The following is a 16,371-nucleotide window of genomic DNA, read 5'->3' as shown; positions in this document are numbered from 1 at the left end:
CGGCCCATCACGATGCTGGTCGGGAAGCCAATGCGGCGTCGAATCTTGAATTCAGCCGGGACCTCCATTGCTCACGTAGGTTTCCCTACGCTCCGCTACTCGTTCCCTCGCTTCATCCAACCTTCTCGGTGCTGAACCCCCGCTTTTTTGCGGCCCATCACGTTTTTTTGGCGTCAAGCTTCAGGTCTTCGGTTCGGATGGTCATCAACTCCAGCTTGCCCGGCGAGCCGCCGCCGTATTGATTGAGCAACCTCACGGCCTGCTGCCGAACCGACCGTTCGATCACGTTGCGGACATAACGGGCATTGCTGAACACCTGCTCGCTTTCGCATTTCTCCCGGAGCAAATGCTGCTTTAACTTGAGTATCGCCTGCGGCATCAAGATATAATCGCGTTCTTTCGCCATCCCCTCAGCTATTTGAATCAGCTGGTCGATCGAATAGTCCGGAAAATCCATCTGAATCGGAAAGCGCGAGGGCAGCCCCGGGTTGGTCGATAGGAAAAAGTCCATTTCATCCGAGTACCCGGCCAAAATGAGGATAAATTGATTTTTATGATCCTCCATCGCTTTGACCAGCGTATCGATCGCTTCCTTGCCGAAGTCCTTCTCACCGCCGCGCGCCAAACTGTAGGCCTCATCGATGAATAAAATGCCGCCGAGCGCTTTTTTGACCAAGTCGCGCGTTTTCTGCGCCGTATGGCCGATGTATTCGCCGACCAGATCGGCACGCTCAACTTCGATCAAGTGCCCTTTGTTGAGCACCCCCATACGTTGAAACATTTTGGCGACGATTCGCGCTACCGTCGTTTTTCCGGTGCCCGGATTGCCTTTGAACACCATGTGGTAGACCTGAGCCCCGGATAGCAGTCCCGCTTCCGAGCGCATCGAGGCGATTTGCAAGAGCGCATATATCTCGTACATTAACTCTTTAATATGATCCAAACCGATCAGGTGATCCAATTCTTTTTGGATTTCGGCAAAAAGCCCCTGCTGCGGCAAACCCTTGGCCGACGCCTGAGGTTCGCTGTCGGCTATCGCCTGCGAGACGACAGGCGGTTCGGTGCTGCGGAGGATCACGTTGATCTGACGCGACGGTCTCTCATCGGAAGAGCCGTTTCTGGCCATGACACGCCCAGACATAGGAAATCACCTCTTTATAAAGGTAGGGCTGAGAGGAAATACACTAAGCCATCTTGTTGAACACACATCTAAATGTATTCTCTCTCCCTGTCCGTTATTAGAAGTTTTGTCATCCTATCATGCCGAGGGCCAGTCCCAATTGATCGAGCTTCCATTTCGAATACGCCAAGATTTCCCGGAACGTGTTCGGGAACGGTTTCAGCACCTTCGTTTCGGTTAACGAAAGTTTAGGCTCCTTGTAGTCCAATGCTCTGGCGATTTCCAGCGCGCGGTTCCCGTGATAGGTGTGCGTTATGATCAACGCCGAAGTAAGTCCCCGCTCTTCCATCATCTCCTGACTGAATTTCAGGTTCTCGTAGGTGCTAGTCGCCTTGTTTTCCAGGAGCATTTTGTCCCGCGGAACTCCGTGCTGCTCCAGATAATTCGCCATCCCCTCCGCTTCGGTATATCTCGAAGTTGGCGTATCCAGCCCCCCGGTCAACAGAAACCATTTAAATTTCCCCGCTTCGTAGTCCTTGAGACTTTGTTCTAGGCGCTCCCGGAGTCCCGGACTTGGCTCGTCCCCCCACATGGCCGCTCCGAGGACGATTCCGACCTCCGCCGGCTCGCTTAGAGTCGCGTTGGCTGCCGGATTTCGCTCCACGCTGCCGATTTGGGCCAACACGAACAACACCCATCCCATCCCGAGCAAAATGAAAGCAAGTCCCCATCGTAGTATCCGCTTCCTCACACGGACCGAATTCCGAGCTTTACCTAAACCGACGTTCTCGCTAGGTTTGGCATAACGCATGGTTTATCCCCCTGGTTGATTCGGCTCCGAAGTCATAAACCCGCTCTGGTAATGGTCCAGGGATAGGCGGAAATAGGGGAAACGCCGTTCCTTTATGTCGTGAAGTAATTGCTGGGCCGTCTCCGTTGCCAGATCATAATCTTTTACCGATATGAGGCCTTTCGTTAAAGCTTCGTCAAGTTCGTCTTCATCCAATAAAAACACTTCACGATTTTTCAGCACGACGATATCCAGATACAAATCATCAAACCAAGGCACGCCCTGGTCGGTGACGCCTTGCGTTTTGCAAATATCGATGTACCATTCCACGATCTCGCCATGATCATCAAACATGGCCGTAACGACGAAATGAGCTCCTTTGGGATAGTACTGCAGCCACGTGTAACCCTTGTCGGCGATCCGGAAGGTGTGACCCCCGTAGGTTTTCCATAATGGATCACGCAGGGCATAAATGCTGTACAGCGTAACATATCCCGTAAACTCATCGCTCTCCACAAACTTGGATTTGAATTGACGATGGGTTACACGGCGCCAATTCGCGCGGTCTCCGAATTTTCGCTTCATAAATAAGTTCCCTTTCAACACAATGTACTATCAGCTTACCATATTTGAAAGAGAGTCACAAAAACCATTTTCACACGAAAAAAACAACCCCCAGCCACGCTTTTCGCGCTGGGCTGAGGGTTACTTTCAGGTATCGGGCCTCGGAAGTTTCGCCTATCTGCCGACTCCCGTGGATCCATCCGTAGTGCCCGCCGGGACATCGGCGCCGGTTCCGTCCCCGCCGGTGTCCGGCGGAACGATGACGCCTCCGTCATCATCCATGGGGGGGAGCTCCGTGTCATTTCCGCTGCCATTTCCCCCATTGCCTTGACCGTTACCGTTGCCGTTGCCGTTTCCATTACCATTGCCGTTGCCATTGTTTTGACCGTTACCGTTACCGTTTCCTTGGCCATTGCCTGGCGGAACGCCCTGGTTGCCATCGCCATTGCCCGGAAGGTTAGGATCGACCGGCGTACCGGTATCCGATCCCGGAGTTTCATCGCCTGGAGGCGGCTCCACACTGTCAATCAACACCTGGGCATTGTTGGACGGCTCGCTCTCCACCGCATTAACCGGATCGTAGGTCGTTACGTAATAAACGTATCCGGTTCCTGGGGTAATGCTGATATCCTCCGCCTCCGTCGATACCGAATCCATGATGTGCGTGAACGCCGATTCGGACGCCTCGCGACGGTAGATATGGTACACTGCATCGGCGGTTTCAACGCCGGTCCAACTGAGCGATACCGCTCCGGTGTCCGGATTGTAAGCGGCGGATAATCCCGTCGGCGCGGCCGTTTCCGTTTGGTCCTCGGGCTCTTCCTGCTGCAAGTTCTCCGGAACCGGGAACGATTTTGCCGGCTCGCCTTTCAAAGCTTCCTTCATGACGGCGGCGAACAAAGCCGCCGTTTGCCCGCTGCTGCCGTTCAGCAAATGGTTCTTGTCGGGGTTATCGTACCCCATCCAGACGGCGCCGGTCCATTCCGGCGTATAACCGACAAACCAGACATCGCGGTTTTTACTGCTTCTCAGCCCGGGGATCCCGTGTTGCGTCGTCCCCGTTTTGCCGGCAACCGGACGGTCCAGTTTCGCCCGTTTCCCGGTTCCGTCATTGACGACGTTTTGCATCATCGTCGTCATGTAATAGGCCGTTTGTTCGCTGATGACCCGTTTTGGCTTCGGTGCATTGTATTTGTATTTTTCCACGCCATCGTGGTCAACGATCGATTTGATCGAGTACGGCGGGTTATACGAACCGCCATTGGCGAATACGCTGAACGCTCCGGCCATCTCCAGCGTGTTCGTGCCGTAAGTCAGACCGCCCAGCGCAATAGCCAGGTTGCGGTCATTTTTATCCATTTTAATGCCCATGGCTTCGGCATATTTAACACCGGTACTCACCCCAACCTCATTCAACAGCCAGACGGCCGGGATATTCTCCGATTTCGTCAAGGCATCGGTCAGGTTGATCGTTTTGGAGTACCCATGCAGATTCGTCGGACAGTAGTCGCCAAAACACTGCTTCTCGTTGCTGATCTGCGAGTTCGGCGAAAATTTGCCGGATTCTAGAGCAGGTGCATACGATACGATCGGTTTGAACGCCGAGCCCGGTTGACGGCGGCTGTCCAGCCGGCTGAAACCTTTGCGCTCGTAGTCCCGGCCGCCGAGCAAAGCGATCAGGCTGCCGTTTTCGTGGTTCATAATGACCATGGAGGCCTGAACCTGCTGGTCGTCCTTGCTCTTTTCGAAGAAATCATCGTTTTCGAACGCTTTCTCCAGCGCTTTCTGCGCTTTTGCATCCATCGTCGTGTAAATTTTGTAGCCCCCGCGGTTCAATTCGTCTTCGGTTAACCCGAATTTCTCCTCGGCTTCTTCCACGACATAGTCCTTGAAGGCAAGATAGCTTTGGTTTTTCACCGGCGGCTCGTAATCGTAATCCACCGCCTTCGCTTCGTCCCTTTGCTCCGCCGTGATATAACCCTCCTGATACATCAGGTCGAGCACCACCGCGCGCCGTTCTTTGGACAGCTCAGGGTTCTTCAACGGATTGTATCGGGACGGCGCCTTCGGCATGGCCGCCAGCGTCGCGATCTCCCACACGTCGAGTTTATTCAGATCGCTCTTCCCGAAATAGCGGATCGATGCCGCCTTGATGCCGTAAACCGTACCGCCGAAAGGAATCCGGTTCAAGTACAACGTCAGGATTTCATCCTTCGTCTTGTGGCGTTCGAGCGCCATGGCGATCGACATTTCGGTTGCTTTACGGAAGAACGTTTTATCCGCGCTCAGAAAAATGTTTTTGGCGAGCTGCTGCGTAATCGTACTACCGCCTTCAACCAGGGAGCGGGCCACGATATCCTTGACGGCCGCCCGGCCGATCGACCACAAATCAACCCCGTTATGCTCGAGGAACCGTTTGTCCTCCGTCGCCACGAAAGCTTTCTTGAGCAGTTCCGGAATCTGATCCGATTCCACCGGTTCGCTTTTATCGATGGACAGTTCACCCATCAACACCCCGGTGCGGTCATATACCTTCGTCGTTTCATACACCGTCAGCTTGTCCTCGTTCTGCAAGAGGATCTTCTCGCCGCTGACCGTAATGTACATATAGCCTGCTATCGCGCAAAATACCGCAAAAGCAATCGTAAAAAATGAAGTCCACAACACGCGTTTGGCCGTCAGCTTTCTCTTTTTGTGCGCTTTCGGCGCTTTTTCTTTTTTGTCCGGCTTGCCGCTTCTTTGCAGCCTTGACGGGCTCTTGCTAGACATGGTTTGTTCTGACTCCCTTCCTGCCAGTCTGCTTTTGCAAGGACGTTCAAAAATTGACTGTTTTTCTTATCCCGACTTGATTCGGCGTCGAATCATGATTTCATGCGCTTAATAATATCATATCACCGCATGAGCGCGGGTTCGATGACGGATTCGATGACGAGAGAGTGATTTTTTGAACATTTCCTTGCCTGAATGAATTCATTTGATTAAGCTCCTGGCTTAAAAGTGCCCGGAAAGAAAAGAACAACCTGGTTCAGGTTGCTCCGTCCTTATCCTATACTCTTAACGTATTGAAATTCAAAAAGTTTCAGCCTGATTTAATCCTCGTTTTGCGATTCCTGCATGAGCGATACATTCCGCTGCGGCTGGAACGTCGAGATCGCGTGCTTGTACACCATTTGCTGGCGGCCGTCGCTGTCAATGACGATCGTGAAATTGTCGAATGCCTTAATCGTCCCTCTGATCTGAAAGCCGTTCGTCAAAAATACGGTGACCGGGATGCTCTCTTTCCGTAATTGGTTCAAAAATGTATCCTGGATGTTAATGGTCTTATTCATAGCCGTACCCCCAATAGGAATCAATTAGTGTTTTGAATTATATTCAAGATCAGCGGGAAACTTTCCTGCTATTATAGCATGGGCCGCCGCCAAAATCCCGGAAAAATTTTCACCGTCGCCCACATCGATCCAGACGATATCCTTCATATGGCGGAACCAGGAAAGCTGTCTCTTGGCAAACCGGCGCGTATCCCTTTTCAACTTCTCCACCGCAACATCCAGCGGGATGCCGTCAACCAGATGTTCGACGATTTCTTTATACCCCAGCCCTTGCATGGAGACCGCATCGCGGCGGTAGCCTTTGCGGAGCAGTCCGCGGACTTCATCGACAAGGCCAAGTCTCAGCATATCGTCAATTCGCCGTTCAATACGGTTATAAAGCATTTGACGGTCCATTGTCAAACCGATCAAGCAAAGCTCATAAGGCGATTGCTTCTGCTGCTTCTCAAGCTGTGAAGATAACGTCTCCCCGGTTAGGTGGACAATCTCCAGCGCCCGTATCACCCGACGCACATCGTTGGGATGCAGACGCGCCGCGGAATTGGGGTCCAACTCCGCCAATTTGGCGTGAAGCGCTTCAGCGCCATGGGTTTCGGCAAACGCCTGCTCCCGAGCCCGGAAATCCTCATCAGCCCCCGCCTCCGTAAACTGGAACTCATAGCAAACGGATTCGATGTACAGCCCCGTCCCGCCTACGATAAAAGGCAACCGACCGCGGCCGGTGATTTCCGGGATCAGCTTGCGGCACCATTCCTGGAACATGGCGACGGAAAAAGGCTGATCGGGTTCCAGCACATCGATCAAATGGTGCGGAACGCCGCCCATCTCTTCCTCGGTGATCTTGGCGGTCCCGACGTCCATCCCCCGGTACACCTGCATGGAATCGCCGGAAATGATTTCGCAGGACAACGCGCGGGCCAGTTCAATGCTGAGCTTTGTTTTGCCGACCGCCGTCGGGCCAAGCAGCACGAGCAGTTTCGGTTTATCGTTTCGGGTCAAGCGAAATCACTCCATAGGCAATTTTAGTATGGGATCGGCTGCTCGCGGCGAACCCCAGCCGATCGAATTCCCCGCTCCCGCGCTGCTCTTTCAGGACGACCGTTTTGCGAGCGACCCGGCAAGCCTCCTTCACCGCCTCCGGATCCAGACGGTTCGGATTGGCGAATGTCCGCAGCGGCGAAATGGAAGACGATTCCGCGATGGGATCGCGGAACATCGGGTCGAAGTAGACGATATCCGCGCTCTTGTCGGGCATCGCCCGCAACGCGTCCAAATGGTTCGTATGTATTGGTTCGATCCGCCGCAACGCTTCGTCAAAGGCCGGCAGGCCGGAGACATAGAACTTCAGCCCTTCGGTAAGCAAAGCCCAAAGCGGCAGGGAGTCCTCCAGCGCCAGCACCTGCCCCTCAGCCCCCGCGGCAATCGAAAAGACCATCGCGTCGGAACCTAGACCCGCCGTGCCGTCGATGATGACGTCGCCGGGAACGACCCGCGCGGCGTCCAGCATCGCGTCGTTCTCCCCCTTAAATAACCGCTTCGCCCGGACGAATGCCATGCTGGGGTGAAACGTCATCGGTTCGCGGCCGGTCCGATGCAGCCGGGCCCCTTTCTCCAAAACCACCAGGATGTCGCCGTCGCCATGACGCTCGGCTAAACGCGCTAGGGATGTCCGACTGCGCGAGACGTAAGGAACGCCGGCCAAGCCGGCCAGTTCCTTCGCCCGACGGACGGCGGCAGACGTTTCATGGTCTCCCGTAGTAATTAACATGATGAATTCCTCCGTTTGCTGACGTTACATGACCCGCTTGAACAGCTTTTCCAGATCATAGGTGGAAAATGAGACGATGATCGGACGCCCGTGCGGGCAGGTGTAAGGCTGTTTGCAGGCGGCCAGCCGGCGGATCAGCGTGTTCGCTTCTTCCGGCGTCAGCTTTTGATTCGCCTTGATGGACGCCTTGCACGACACCATCGTGGACGAAGCCTCCCGCAGCTTGGCCAGGTCGATGGCCCGCTCGCTAAGCACCCATTCGGCCATTTCCCCGATGATGCCCGCTTCTTCCCCTTGCGGGAACCAATACGGATGCGCCACCACGCGGAACGTACCGCCGCCGAAATGTTCGAGCACGACCCCGACCTGTTCGAACCAGTGAAGCCGCTCTTGCAGCTTGGCGCTGTCCGAAGGCGTGAATTCCAACGTGATTGGAATCAACAGCTCCTGCGATGCATCGGCCGGGCGGCCGAACTTCTCATAATAATATTCGTAATTCACGCGCTCGTGCGCGGCATGCTGGTCAATCAGATACAACCCCTGATCGTTCTGGGCGATCAGGTAGGTGCCGTGATGCTGTCCGATCAAGGACAGCTCGGGAAACGCCGGAAGCTCCGGTGCCGCCTCTGGCGAGCCGTACAACGCTTCCGGCATCTCCTGCAGCCGCGCGGCCGGCAGCGGCTGCCGCTCCGCAGCGCCGCCCCCGTAGGCGGCGGCGCCGGTTTGGCCAAGCCCGCCTTGCGGCTTGGCCGGACTAGGCGCGGCACCGTACGTGCCGGCGCCGGCTGCGCCCCGCTCCCGCAGCGTCAGGCCTTCGGCCGCTGCGGGAGCGTCAAAGGCGGCGGCGCTGCGCTGCGGCGCGCCGCCCATCGGGGCGCCGCCAGCAGGCGCCCCGCCCCAGCCGCGGTCGGGCACAGCCGACCGCGCGCCCGGGTCGCGCTCCGCGCCGCCGTTCCCCGACGGTCGGAGCGTGCTTTCCGCCGCCGCAGCCGTCTGGCCGGCGGCGGATGGGCCCTCCTCCGCGCCTAAAGGCGGCGCGGGGAAGTGGAACTGCTCCTGGATCACGGAGCGGTTCGGGCCCTTCCCGATCGTCTGGCGCACGACTTGCGGGATCAGCACCTGGCCGGACAACACGGCGCGTACGCTGTTCTCCACGAAGCCGTTCAGCTCCGGCTCCTTGCTGAAGCGCACCTCCAGCTTGGCCGGGTGCACGTTCACGTCGACCAGGGACGGATGCATCTCCAGCATTAACACCACCAGGGGATAGCGATTGATCGGCAGCAGCGTGTGATACGCGCGCAAAATGGCTTGATGCAGCCCAGGATTGCGGATGTAACGCCCGTTGACGATCGTCGACATGCCACCGCGGTTCGACCGGGCTAAATCGGGACGACCGATAAACCCGGTGATCCGGTAGTCGAGGTCCTCCGCTTCGATCGGCACCATCCCTTTGGAGGCATTCACGCCATAGATGGCCGCGATGACCTGTAACAGATCGCCGCCTCCCGGACTTTGCAGCAGCGTATTCCCGTTATGCCGAAGCGTAAAGGCGATTTCGGGATGCGCCAGCGCCTGCCGGTACATCACATCGGAGATATGGCCCAGTTCGGTCTGGATGGTCTTCATATATTTCAGCCTTGCCGGCGTATTGTAAAATAATTCCTTCACCGAAATATCCGTCCCTTGCGGAGCGGCGATATCTTCGTTCAGCTTGAGCGAACCGCCTTCGATTTCGATCACCCGCCCGAGCCCCGTATCGTCGCTTGAGGACACGAGCCGGACTTTGGCGACGGCTGCGATACTGGGTAAGGCTTCGCCCCGGAATCCGAGACTGCGGATCTGGAACAAGTCGCGGCCGGAGGTGATTTTGCTGGTCGCATGACGGTAGAAGGCCGTTTCGCAGTCCTCCGGTTCAATGCCGGAGCCGTTATCGGTGACGCGGATTAGCTGCAGACCCCCCTCTTCGACGGCGACTTCGATTTTGGTTGATCCTGCGTCAATCGCGTTCTCCACCAACTCCTTGACCACCGACGCCGGACGCTCCACCACTTCCCCGGCAGCAATCTGGTTGGCAATATGCTCGTCCAATATTGCGATTTTTGCCATTGCTCTTCCCTCCCGTACTCCCGTAGCTGTAGACCCTACGCTTTGATTACTTTAAAATCCCTACGCGCCTGCCTGTTGCTCTAACGCTGATGTGAAATGCTATTCAGACAAAATCCGACGCGTATAACTTCTAACAACGCTGAGCAACGCTATTTTCATCAAAACACCGGATTTCGCTCATCAAACGGGCTAATAAGCATCGTGGTCAGCGTTAAAATGACAACACGGCGATTTAGGCCGATTTAAGCCTTCTTCCAAGCGTTAGAGGTCGAGGAAGGCTTTGGCCCTAACCTAGCCGCTCTCCCCTGGGCGATGGCTGGAGCTAGGCCAGCCTGCCCGCTTTCCCTACAAATCCTTCGCCTTCATCTTCAGATCATTCACCAATTGCATGGCCTGCAGCGGCGTCATGTTCATCAAATCGGCGTTTTTGATCAGATTGATGATCGTCCGCGTTCCCGGATCTTCTGGCGCTTGGACGACCGGTTTCGCTTGAACCGGAGGTTCCTCATCGCCAAATATCGAAAGCTGCACCACCGGCCCACCTTCACCGGCAAGCGGCTTCGCCGCAGTTTCCATCGTAGCCGCAGCCTCAGTCGTTGCCGCCGCCGTTTCTCGCACAGTCGCAACGACTTCCTCGCTCACCATCGGCTGAGCCGCCCGCGAAGCCCCCGCTGACACGACAACGTCGCCAGCAGTAGGCAACGGGTTTTTGTCCTCCAGTCCTTTCAGCAGCCCATAGGCCCGGCCGATGATCTCCTCCGGCAAGCCGGCCAGCCGCGCGCAGTAGATACCGTAGCTGGTGTCGGCCGCGCCAGGGATCAGCTTGCGCAGGAAATGCACCTTGTCGCCGCTTTCCTGCACCGCCATGCTGTAATTGCTCAGCCCGCGCAGGCTATGCTCCAGATGGGCGAGCTCGTGGAAATGGGTCGAGACCAGCGCCTTGCAGCCGATCCGGTCGTGGACGTATTCGATCACGGCTTGCGCGATCGCCATCCCTTCGCTGGTCGACGTGCCCCGGCCCAACTCGTCAATGATGATCAAGCTGCGGGGGGTTGCTTTTTCCGTCATGATCTGAATATCGGCCATCTCCACCATAAAGGTGCTTTGCCCGCCGATCAGATCATCCGCCGCCCCGATCCGCGTGAAAATGCGGTCAACCAACGGGATCTCCGCTTTGCCCGCCGGCACGAAGCTGCCGATTTGCGCCAGGATCGAAATGAGTGCGACCTGCCGCATGTACGTGCTTTTCCCGGCCATATTCGGTCCCGTGATCAGCAGGATGCTGGCCTCATCCTTGCGTAAAGCCGTGCCGTTGGCGATAAACGCCGTATCCTTCATCACGGATTCCACCACCGGATGCCGGCCTTGCTCCACGACAAGGTCGTAGCCGTCGGTGAGCTTCGGCTTCACGAAGCCATTGTCCGACGCCACCGCCGCCAGCGAGCGCAATACGTCGATTTCGGCGATTTGCTCGGCCAGCTTCTGCAAGCGTGGAATATCGGCAGCGATCCGTTCACGCAGTTCGTTGAACAACGCGTACTCCAGGTCGACCATTTTCTCCTCGGCTTCGAGAATCAGCGCTTCTTTCTCTTTCAACTCCGGCGTAACGAAACGCTCGGCGTTCGCCAGCGTCTGCTTCCGTTCATACCGGCCTTCCGGCAGTGCGCCTAGATTGGCCCGCGTGACTTCAATATAATATCCGAATACCTTGTTGTAGCCGATCTTCAGCGATTTGATCCCTGTCGCCTGGCGTTCGGCCGCTTCCAGCTCGGCGATCCAGCGTTTGCCGTTCACCCCGGCCTCGCGCAGCTCGTCCAGCCGTTCATGGAACCCGGTTTTGATGATGCCTCCATCCCGTACCGAAACCGGTGGGTCGTCGGCAATCGCCGCATCGATCATCCCAGCCAGATCGGCGCACTCGTCCATTGCCGAGGCGATCCGCCGCAGCGTCGACGATGCCGAGCCACCGCATAAATCCTTGATGGCCGGCACCTGGAGCAGCGATGTCTTCAAGGCGACCAAATCCCGTCCGTTCGCATTGCCGAAGGCGACCCGGCCTACCAGCCGCTCCAGGTCGTAAATATCTTGCAGCGCTCCGCGCAGGTCCTCGCGCAGGATAAATGCGCCGTGCAGATGCTCGACCGCCTCCAGGCGTTCCTCGATCCGCGATTTTTGCAGCAGCGGCTTGTCGATCCAGCGCCGCAGCAGTCTGGAACCCATCGAGGTTTCCGTGCGGTCAAGCAGCCACAGGAGCGAACCTTTCTTCGAACGCTCCCGGACCGTTTCGACCAATTCCAAATTACGCCGCGTAAACGGGTCCAAAATCATAAAATGCTCGGGCTCGTAAGCCGATATTTTCGTCAGCTGGCTAAGCGAACGTTTCTGCGTTTCGCTCAAATAGCCGACAAGCAGCGCGATATTGTCGCGCCGTTCCGGCTCCAGGCGGATCCATTCCGCTTCGCCGAACAGCGAACGCCCCGTCTCTTCCTTCGCCTTGGCCCATGGCGTATATACCACCGGCTTGCCGAGCGGTGCAGCTTGTCCGGCAATCCATTCCAATAACTCCGGATCCCCGATGATCTCCGCCGGATCGTACAAGCCGATTTCGTCGCGCAGCCACTCTTTGTTTGACGGGGCTGACGTCGCGTACAGCTCCCCGGTAGACAGGTCGCAGGCCGTTAGGGCCATCAGGCCCTGCCGCTCGGTGACCGATACGATATAGTTATTCGTCCGCTCGCCGATCGTCTTTCCTTCCATGATCGTCCCCGGGGTAATGACCCGGACGATTTCGCGCCGGACCATCCCTTTGGTTTGCGAAGGGTCTTCCATCTGCTCGCAGATCGCGACTTTGTATCCTTTTTCGATCAGCCGGTGAATATAATTGTCTGCTGAATGGTAGGGAACACCGCACATCGGAATTTTCTCCTCGGCGCCCCCGTCCCGTCCGGTCAGCGTTATTTCAAGCTCCTTCGCGGCCAGGATCGCATCCTCGAAGAACATTTCATAGAAGTCTCCCAGCCGGAAAAACAGAAACGCGTCCTGCGCTTCCGCCTTAATTCGTAAATATTGCTCAATCATCGGCGTGTAGGTAGCCATGATTCCCCTCCATTTAACCCTGCGCAATCAGGTCTTTCATAGAATCCTATTATACCAGAAAAGGGCAGCGCGGTTATGAAGGATTTTGGATTTTCCAGGCGGGGCGGATATCCGCGGTTTCGTCCCAGGCGCGGCCGGACTGAACGGCTTCGAGCAGCGGAGCGACATAACCCTGGTAGCGGGCATAGTCGGGAACGCCTTGGATATCGGCTAACAAGCGGGGCAACGCCTCGCGCAGCGTTTTTTTTCGGCCGGCGTAAAATGCCGCCCACACCGCGTCCTTCTCCAGCGGCCTCGAGCTAAGCCGTTCCGCGTTTTCGAGGATTAAGCACGCTAACGCCACAACCCCTTTAGTGACGAGCGGAGAGATCAGGAAGCTGGGTAAAGTGCGATATTCAAAGCCGCCGTATTCTTTAATCCGGAAGTCGCCGAGGAACCCGTATTTCGGCCGGCGGGGCGCGCTTCGGGGATCCTCCAGCACCGCTAGCGGCAGCGCCAAGTAGTTGTCGAGCGTCCGCAACAGCTCGGGCGTCAACGCGACCCCGCTGAAATGCAGGTGCCCCCCCAGCGGAAAGCCGCGCTGCGGCATGGCTCCTGCCTGCCAAATCAGCCCCTGGTCTTCGATGGAGCCGCGGGCTTCGCGGAACGCGTGCAGCAGATGGACGACGACATCGCGAGGCTCCTTGCCGGGCCGAGGCCGCAGCTCGGCCAGCGGGAACAAGCGCTGCCCGCGGTAACGCAGCACGTCGCATCCCGCTTCCCCGTGGAATGGCAAGTACCGGGAGGCCGGAACGACTTTGCCGTGGTTCGGATCGAACAGCAAGAACTCCGGGTCCATCCCGATCAGCCGCTCGGCCGGCGATTCCCGCAGCTTCTCCAGTTCCGCCAAGGTTTCTCGCATGGCACGGGCAAATCCGGCGGCAACGGTGCTGCCGGATTCTGAGGCAGGGGTTACCGAATCCACCGTAAACCGCCCTTCCTCCCCGGCCGAGATCACCACTTCGCCGAAATCGAGCCCGACGGCATATAACGCACGAACGGCCGTGCTTGTCAGGCGTTTATAAAGCGGCGTGTCCAGTGTCGGCGTTTCGCCCAGGAGCGGGAGCGCTTGCCCGGCTTTGCCCAGCGGCCGGATCTCCCGTGCCCGTAAGTGGAATACGGTAACGGCAAAACGGCGCTTGTAGGAGGCAGGAGTGCTTCTGGCTGACGGGATAGGCCTTTCCGAAGGCGTTGTCAATAGGCCGGCCGCTTCGAGTCGCCGCCGCCAGTCCTCCAGCGATGCGTTGGGCCGGCCCAGTAAAATCTCCTGCACCCGTCCCCCCCAATAGGCCTCTTCCGGTCCATAATAAATCCAATCCGAAGCGTCCGGAGCGGGTTTGGCAAGCCTTCTTCCATAATTGGAGTCCGCCGACGCCTCACCGGTCAGGTCTGGTCCTTTCAACACCCGATATGGGCCGCCCAAGCGTCCCAGCGCCTGCAACAGGCGTCCTTTGAACGCAGCGGAGCCCGGGCGGATTTTCAACACGAGGTGCTCATCCTTCACCACCGAGTTCATCCCCTGTCTAATTTAGAGGTTCAGCGAAAAATAAAAACAAAAAGAGGGCAGCCGCCCTCTTCGACGACGCCCCTGCCGCATATGCTACACTGTAGCCTGAAACATTCGGTGCTTACCGATCTGCCGGTTTGCTTCCAACACGAATCACAGTTCGTCGTCGAGGAGATCCGGATCCAAATCTTCATAATCGCCGAGCTCGGAGCCGAAATCATAATCCTTGTCTTCGATGCCGCTGCTCGGCACCACAAGGACGTTCAACTTCGTTTCGGCAACCAGTTCCACCGCAAATTCGCGTTCCACCCGAATGGATACGCGGCCGTCTCCCGAGACGGTGGCTTCGACGGTGCTGGGTTCCTGCGTCGCTTCTGCGGATACTTCCACCGTCGACGAACGGTGTCTGGAATCCAAATAGCTGAGCGGAACATTCTCGACGTAAGATACCGTTTCCTTAGCGACCTCGGTCTGCGAGTTCTTGTCGTACGAATACCAGATGTTAATATCGTAAGTACCAATAACTTCAATTCCGTCTCCCGCAGCGACCGCTTCGTACTGGTGGTTGATGATCCAGGCCCCCAGGATGCTCGACGGTTTATGAGGGGGAGTCACGGTATGTGTTACGGTAGAGAACTTACGACCTTTGCCGCAGATCGCTTTCGTGATGATCTCTCTACTTTGATATTTCAATGACATGTTAGAACCTCCTCCATACATCATTCACTAAAAGTGTATGCAGGACATTCGTCTAGGGTGACAACTATTTTATCGGCGCCTGATTTCGTTTCCGCGCCCGATTCGCCGCCATTCGAGGTATGGGGGCTTTATTTTTTTTGGAAACGGCTAAATACAAGGAAAGTTCCCGGCACAGCTGAAGAATGGCCGAACGGATTTCAAACTCCTCGCGGGTGGAGGGCAACTCCATTTTTTTGAAATCCTCCTCCAGTTCGGCCAGCATTTGTTCGGTAATGCCGGTGTATTCCTCCTGATTGACATCCACGCTAAGGCGGTCAAACAACACCGCGGCAAATTCCCCTTGCGGCATGCGTTGGTACACTTGCGAAATCAGCTCCAGCATGCCTTCGATGCGGCTTAACTGCTCTTTGCGCATGATGAAATACGCCGTCCAGGCCTCGTTGGGCGAGATCATTTGGTTCTCAGCGGCCCGTTTGGCAATCGAGTGCCCCTCCTCGACCAGCCGGGCCGCATCGGTCAGCTCTTTGCCATCCCATAGGCGATACGGATCACGCAGCGAAGCGGCAATCTCCTGGAAAATGCGCGAAAACAAAGCATCCACCTCGTGCCGAGTGTCCAGCAGCTTGTCTTCCGTTTTGGGCATGTACAGAAAATTAACGACCATAGCCGAGCCGAGCCCGATGATCAGCAGCTCCACCTGGGTGAACAGGACATGCCATGAGATCTCCGCGCCGCCGAATACGCGGAACACGACGACGGAGCTGGTCACGATCCCTTCCTTGAAGCCCGCGCGGGCGATCAAAGGAAAAGCGATGAGGATGTAAATCGCCAGGACCCATATATGAAAACCGAGAAAGTAAAAAACGCCGAATGCCAGCAACAAACCTAGAATTGAAGCGAAAAACCGCGCTGATATCGAAGCCAGGCTGCGCTTGCGGGTGACATCTACCCCGAGAATCGCGAGCAGTCCCGCGGAATTGGCGCCTGCCACCCCGGCAAAATCCGCAATAAAAATAGCCATTAACGTGGCGATGGCCGTTTTGATCACCCGAAAGCCCATAAATACCCACCTTTTTTGTCGAAAACGATCTATGGAAATATCCTACTTGATTTTCGGAATCCAAACAATCCCACTTTCACCTTCAACCTTTGCTGTCATGGGAAAAGGGAGCTTTGTACGATTATCCCTTTGGGTAAGGGTTCCCCCATTTCTCCTGATCTGATCGAACGGGATCATGCTGCAAAGCGGCCTTACGCAATGATGTTCCGTGATATCCCCATTCGAATAGTCGCAGCAGGCCGTGTTGTTCACCGATCACCGATCCCCCACCTCAAGGCTGATGACAACAATCG

12 protein-coding genes are annotated in these 16,371 nt (G+C 56.5%); all 12 read right to left on the bottom strand.

Annotated features, from left to right (window positions below; all coding sequences use genetic code 11):
* Nucleotides 1-157: 157 nt before the first annotated feature.
* Nucleotides 158-1,141, bottom strand: coding sequence for an AAA family ATPase (locus MJ257_RS02945; protein WP_240267827.1), 984 nt, complete (start codon nt 1,139-1,141; stop codon nt 158-160).
* Nucleotides 1,142-1,250: 109 nt separating this feature from the next.
* A complete protein-coding gene (locus MJ257_RS02940; RefSeq protein ID WP_240267903.1) occupies nt 1,251-1,823 on the bottom strand; it encodes a YdcF family protein in 573 nt (190 codons plus the stop codon).
* A 111-nt stretch (nt 1,824-1,934) separates the two neighbouring features.
* Nucleotides 1,935-2,495, bottom strand: coding sequence for a ribonuclease FAU-1 family protein (locus MJ257_RS02935; protein WP_240267826.1), 561 nt, complete (start codon nt 2,493-2,495; stop codon nt 1,935-1,937).
* Nucleotides 2,496-2,648: 153 nt separating this feature from the next.
* Complete coding sequence (locus tag MJ257_RS02930) at nt 2,649-5,243, bottom strand: transglycosylase domain-containing protein (protein WP_240267825.1); 2,595 nt, start codon at nt 5,241-5,243, stop codon at nt 2,649-2,651.
* A gap of 320 nt (nt 5,244-5,563) precedes the next feature.
* Nucleotides 5,564-5,803 carry an RNA chaperone Hfq gene (gene hfq / locus MJ257_RS02925; RefSeq protein ID WP_016312028.1) on the bottom strand — a complete coding sequence of 80 codons (240 nt, stop codon included), beginning with the start codon at nt 5,801-5,803 and terminating at the stop codon, nt 5,564-5,566.
* A gap of 24 nt (nt 5,804-5,827) precedes the next feature.
* On the bottom strand, nt 5,828-6,802 hold the full coding sequence (miaA, locus tag MJ257_RS02920; RefSeq protein ID WP_240267824.1) for a tRNA (adenosine(37)-N6)-dimethylallyltransferase MiaA: 975 nt from the start codon (nt 6,800-6,802) through the stop codon (nt 5,828-5,830).
* Nucleotides 6,786-7,571 carry a class I SAM-dependent methyltransferase gene (locus tag MJ257_RS02915; protein WP_240267823.1) on the bottom strand — a complete coding sequence of 262 codons (786 nt, stop codon included), beginning with the start codon at nt 7,569-7,571 and terminating at the stop codon, nt 6,786-6,788. The genes miaA and MJ257_RS02915 overlap by 17 nt, the downstream gene beginning before the upstream one ends.
* A 24-nt stretch (nt 7,572-7,595) precedes the next feature.
* Nucleotides 7,596-9,677, bottom strand: a complete 2,082-nt coding sequence (gene mutL, locus MJ257_RS02910; RefSeq protein WP_240267822.1) for a DNA mismatch repair endonuclease MutL — start codon at nt 9,675-9,677, stop codon at nt 7,596-7,598.
* Between the two features lie 345 nt (nt 9,678-10,022).
* On the bottom strand, nt 10,023-12,773 hold the full coding sequence (mutS, locus tag MJ257_RS02905; RefSeq protein ID WP_240267821.1) for a DNA mismatch repair protein MutS: 2,751 nt from the start codon (nt 12,771-12,773) through the stop codon (nt 10,023-10,025).
* 73 nt (nt 12,774-12,846) lie between these two features.
* Nucleotides 12,847-14,328 carry a putative amidoligase domain-containing protein gene (locus MJ257_RS02900; protein WP_240267820.1) on the bottom strand — a complete coding sequence of 494 codons (1,482 nt, stop codon included), beginning with the start codon at nt 14,326-14,328 and terminating at the stop codon, nt 12,847-12,849.
* Between the two features lie 144 nt (nt 14,329-14,472).
* Nucleotides 14,473-15,018, bottom strand: a complete 546-nt coding sequence (gene cotE, locus MJ257_RS02895; RefSeq protein WP_178019436.1) for an outer spore coat protein CotE — start codon at nt 15,016-15,018, stop codon at nt 14,473-14,475.
* 64 nt (nt 15,019-15,082) lie between these two features.
* Nucleotides 15,083-16,078, bottom strand: a complete 996-nt coding sequence (locus MJ257_RS02890) for an aromatic acid exporter family protein (RefSeq protein ID WP_240267819.1) — start codon at nt 16,076-16,078, stop codon at nt 15,083-15,085.
* Nucleotides 16,079-16,371: the final 293 nt, after the last annotated feature.

The sequence above is a fragment of the Paenibacillus timonensis genome (genome assembly GCF_022427145.1).
GTDB lineage: Bacteria > Bacillota > Bacilli > Paenibacillales > Paenibacillaceae > Fontibacillus > Fontibacillus timonensis.
Note: the sequence above shows the minus strand (reverse complement) of the source record. Positions and strands in the feature narration are given on the sequence as shown.